4 protein-coding genes are annotated in these 4,805 nt (G+C 42.7%); all 4 read left to right on the top strand.

Annotated elements, in window-relative coordinates:
- Positions 1-244 precede the first annotated feature (244 nt).
- Complete coding sequence (locus tag NWP22_RS01060) at positions 245-1,879, top strand: DUF6930 domain-containing protein (RefSeq protein WP_280801412.1); 1,635 nt, start codon at positions 245-247, stop codon at positions 1,877-1,879.
- Positions 1,880-1,969: 90 nt separating this feature from the next.
- The gene (zds, locus tag NWP22_RS01055; protein WP_271734340.1) at positions 1,970-3,409 is read left to right on the top strand and encodes a 9,9'-di-cis-zeta-carotene desaturase; all 1,440 of its coding nucleotides are present in this window, start codon (positions 1,970-1,972) and stop codon (positions 3,407-3,409) included.
- A gap of 85 nt (positions 3,410-3,494) precedes the next feature.
- A complete protein-coding gene (locus NWP22_RS01050) occupies positions 3,495-4,085 on the top strand; it encodes an IS607 family transposase (protein WP_280801411.1) in 591 nt (196 codons plus the stop codon).
- Positions 3,970-4,805: helix-turn-helix domain-containing protein (locus NWP22_RS01045; protein WP_280801413.1), on the top strand; the 836-nt coding region annotated here is incomplete at its 3' end. The genes NWP22_RS01050 and NWP22_RS01045, both read left to right, overlap by 116 nt.

Raw genomic sequence — 4,805 nt, 5'->3', positions numbered from 1 at the left:
AGACGCGATATTTCTCTTAAGATTTACAAGAAAGACTACCGCTATCATTGCTTGGTTTTCGCGTTGGCAATAGTCTTAATTCAATACCTGATATCGTATTATATATCAAGTGGGCGATTTTCTTAACTCACTTATGTCAATTCTTGTCAACATAAGTATAGTTTTGTCTATAAAATAGTCAGCTTAGGACTAGCTCTTTCTCATAGTCTACTGCCAAATAGCTTCTTTTTGATTAATCTACTTTATGACAAGCTTTAATCGCTCTACCACTCGTCGGTTGAAAACATTAACTCAAATTCCTTCTGTATGGGAGGGCGATCGCCGTCCAATGTCATCGTCGCCAACATCAGCTTCAGACTCCGAGAGCAACGGTGAATGTATTCTTTGGGTAGATGGTTCCCAAGGTGTGGTGCGGGGGATGGATGTAGTATCTCCTGAAATAGGTCCAGAAGCAATTGTTCGCACCTTAATGCGTGCAATGGAGCATCCCCATAGCCCTGGTAAACCCGCCAGACCCCAAAAGATTGTAGTTAAAGACCGAGAAATTCAGTTTTACCTGCGGGGTGTGCTGCAAGGCTTGGATATTAGCATTGATTACGTTCCCGAATTGCCCTTAATCGACGAACTATTCCGCGGATTTACTGAGATACAGGATAACCAAGTTCCCGATTTACCTCCCCAATATGCACAAGTATTGCGTGATCAGGCCTTCGCTGTTTGGCACACTGCACCTTGGGAATTTTTACAAGAACAACAAATATTATCAATAGAGATTAATAACTGGGACGTTGGGACACTGTACGTTTCCGTGATGGGGATGTTGGGGATGGAGTACGGTATTTTACTTTATCGCTCTGAAGATTCTCTGAGGCAGTTTCGGGCAGAAGTTTTAGAGGATGATGAATCACAAGCACATTTAGAAGAGGCTTTCCTCAAACAAGACTGTCTATTTCTGACTTTTGAAAGTGAAGATGAAGATGAAGATGAAATGGATGGGGACGAGGATTTAAGCGATTTACCCATATCGGAAATTGAGCCTACTTTCGGTAATATCCACCCATTAGAAGGATTGCGGTCGGTTTTGTATGAAGAGGAAGCACTAGCAGTGTTTGTGGCTCTAGAGAGCCTGATCCGCTTTATCCGCGATTACCATAACCAGCTCGATAGTGAAACTTTTCCTACCCTCAGCCGTCGCTATCGTATTTCTGTACCTAAATCCAATTCAGAATCAATTAAGTCTTTGTCTGTGACTGTCTCCACTATGCCGCAATTAGCAGCAGAATTAGAGGAAATGGCAGGTTGGGGCATGGAAGAACTAGAAATGGGAGCCGAAGACTTGCCTGATTTTCCTGGCTTGCGAGATGATCTGATTCCAGAAAATTCTTTTATCAGTCTGGGAGTAATCTCTTGGGAAATGTTAGACTCATTGCATCAAGGAGTTCTAAATTATCAGTCTGCTGAAATATCAAAAGTGGGTGATGGATTACCGGTAGTTTTAATTCAAACCTCACGACCCAAGGCTAAAACTATCATTGAAAATATTGTCGCAGCCGGCGGACTCAAAGCCATTTGCTTTAATCCGGGTGCTGATCCTTTTGATGGCGATCGCTACGATTTAGGTTTGTTGCAAACTGAAAATGGCGAATTATTCTTGTTCGGTGAATTTTTAGATGATGATCCAACCCATGGAGAGGCGCGGAAAAAATGGGATGAGCGGTGTAAAAACACCAACGGCTACTGTGCTTTGATTATTGCCAAAGGAATAAAAGGATCTACGAGTCGCAACCCCCAATTAGGAGATATGATGGCTTTATTTGAAGCGCACTCACTTTCTCATCAAGCCCTAGGTTTTGGCACTCTGCAACTCATGCCTGAGTGAGAATTTGACTAAAACTTACCCAAGAATCAATAGCTAATTCCGCTACCAACTCAGTTACAATTTGTAAAGAAACTGAAAGGGTAAGATGGAATGCGCGTTGCAATTGTGGGTGCGGGACTGGCTGGGCTAGCAACCGCGGTAGATTTGGCTGATGCTGGTTGTGAAGTAGAGATTTTTGAGTCCCGCCCATTTGTTGGTGGTAAAGTCAGTAGTTGGGTAGATGAAGATGGCAACCATATTGAAATGGGATTGCACGTATTTTTTGGTTGTTACTACCAGCTATTTGATTTAATGGAGAAAGTGGGGGCATTATCCAATTTACGGCTAAAAGAACATACCCACACTTTTATTAATCAAGGGGGACGTACTGGTAGTTTAGATTTTCGCTTTATTACTGGTGCGCCTTTCAATGGATTAAAGGCATTTTTTACAACTTCTCAATTATCATTACAAGATAAACTACAAAATGCCATCGCCTTGGGTACTAGCCCCATTGTTCGCGGATTAGTAGACTTCAACGGGGCGATGAAAACTATCCGTAACTTAGATAAAGTTAGCTTTGCTGAATGGTTCCGCAGTCACGGCGGTAGTGAGGGTAGTATCAAACGGATGTGGAACCCCATTGCTTATGCTTTGGGATTTATTGATTGTGATCATATTTCCGCCCGTTGTATGTTGACAATCTTCCAGTTTTTTGCATCTAAAACTGAAGCCTCAATTATGCGGATGCTGGAAGGTTCCCCAGATGAGTATTTGCACAAGCCCATCCTGAAATATTTAGAAGCAAGAAACGTTAAAATTCATACTCGTCGCCAAGTCAGGGAAATTCAATTTACTCAATCAGGAGAACAAACTCAGGTAACTGGTATTGTAGTTGCCCAAGGTGACACCACACAAACCGTTAGGGCTGATGCTTACCTGTGTGCTTGCGATGTCCCGGGGATTCAGCGTATATTACCCGAAGAGTGGCGTAAGTGGTCGGAATTTGACAATATTTATAAATTAGATGCAGTACCCGTGGCCACAGTACAGCTGCGATTTGATGGCTGGGTAACAGAACTCCAAGATGAACACGAACGCAAACAGCTAAATCATGCCGCGGGGATAGATAATTTACTGTATACTGCCGATGCTGACTTTTCTTGTTTTGCTGATTTAGCCCTGGCTAGTCCCAGTGATTATTATCGCCCGGGACAAGGGTCTTTATTACAGTTGGTACTCACACCGGGAGATCCTTTTATTAAACAAACCAATGAAGCGATCGCCCAACACGTCCTCAAACAAGTTCATGAACTGTTCCCCTCATCCCGCGAACTGAATATGACTTGGTATAGTGTTGTAAAACTGGCGAAATCACTCTACCGAGAAGCACCAGGGATGGATCCTTACCGTCCTGACCAAAAAACCCCAGTGCATAACTTCTTTTTAGCAGGTAGTTATACTCAACAAGATTATATTGACAGCATGGAGGGAGCAACCATTTCTGGACGGCGTGCAGCAAAAGTGATTTTAGAGAACCTGAAACAATAAGCAAACGCACTAAGCAGAGGTTAGCCAATAGCTAGTTATTTGCTAACAATAGATTATATATCCTCATAACTGCTCAGATAGTGGTATGGCTTATGTACCACTACGAGAAGCAGTCAAACAACTGGGACTGCACCCAAACACTTTAAGGAAGTACGCAGACAATGGCAAGATTGAAAGCATCAAAAACGAAGGAGGACAAAGACTTTTTCACGTTGAATCCTACCTCCGTGGTGCCACTAGAACTTCCATTGTCTGCTACTGCCGAGTTAGTTCAACCAAACAACGAGACGACCTTGGTAGACTTGCCTATATGCAATCACTCTACCCAGATGCCGAAATCATCAAAGATATCGGCAGTGGAATCAACTTTAAAAGAAAAGGACTGCAAGCCCTACTGGACAGACTTATGCTCGGAGATCAGCTCACGCTTGTTGTTACCTGTCGTGACCGACTCGCAAGGTTTGGATTCGAGCTTATTGAGTACATGGTCGAGCAAAACGGTGGACGGATCGTGGTTCTCGACAACACTGTATATTGCCCAGAGTCAGAACTTACCTCGGATCTTCTCTCCATCCTCCACGTCTTCTCTTATCGGATGCACGGACTCAGGAAGTACAGTAAAAAAATCAAGGAAGATCCGGATCTTTCTCACAACCGAGCAGAGACAGATCGTTAAACAGTGGTTTGGTGTATCCAGGTTTGTTTACAACACTACTATCAAACTGCTGCAAGACTCTAGCATTAAGGCTAACTGGAAAGCGATTAAGACTGACATATTGAACGGATTACCAGAATGGAGTAAAGCAGTCCCTTATCAAATTAAATCAATTGCCATCAAAGATGCTTGTAAGTCTGTCAGCAATGCCAAGAAAAAGTTTAAAACCGGTGGTGGTGTTAGCAAGATTAGATTTAGGTCAAGAAAAGACGCTGTACAATCTTGCTACATTCCCAAATCCGCAGTAAAAGACTTTGGGATTTATCACACTGTATTAGGTAAGGCAACCTTGAAAGAAGCCTTACCACAAAGCTTTGGCGACTGTCGTTTAGTATTTGCCTACGGTGATTACTATTTGACAGTTCCAGAGGATGTGCTGCAACAGAAGTCTGATAACCAAGGACGTGTTGTAGCACTTGACCCCGGTATCAGAACGTTTATCACCTTCTTTTCTGAATGTAGTTTTGGGGAAATTGGACTATATGCTAATTTGCAAATCCAGAAGCTGTGTTTTCGCTTGGATAAGTTAATTTCTAAATTCACTCAAGCCAAGTGCAAACAAAGAAGAAGGATGAAACTTGCCGCCAGTAGACTGCGAGGTAAAATCAAAAACCTTGTAGACGAATTGCACAAGAAAACTGCTCGATTTTTGGTTGATAACTTTGACATTATTTTACTGCC

It is taken from the genome of Anabaenopsis tanganyikae CS-531 (genome assembly GCF_029891675.1).
Classification (GTDB): domain Bacteria; phylum Cyanobacteriota; class Cyanobacteriia; order Cyanobacteriales; family Nostocaceae; genus Anabaenopsis; species Anabaenopsis arnoldii.
The sequence above is the reverse complement of the archived record's forward strand: the minus strand, read 5'-3'. Positions and strand labels throughout refer to the sequence as shown.

Excerpts from the sequence above, each read along its gene's own strand:
- zds (WP_271734340.1), top strand. The coding sequence starts at position 1,970 with ATGCGCGTTGCAATTGTGGGTGCGGGACTGGCTGGGCTAGCAACCGCG.
- NWP22_RS01060 (WP_280801412.1), top strand. The coding sequence starts at position 245 with ATGACAAGCTTTAATCGCTCTACCACTCGTCGGTTGAAAACATTAACT.
- NWP22_RS01050 (WP_280801411.1), top strand. The coding sequence starts at position 3,495 with ATGGCTTATGTACCACTACGAGAAGCAGTCAAACAACTGGGACTGCAC.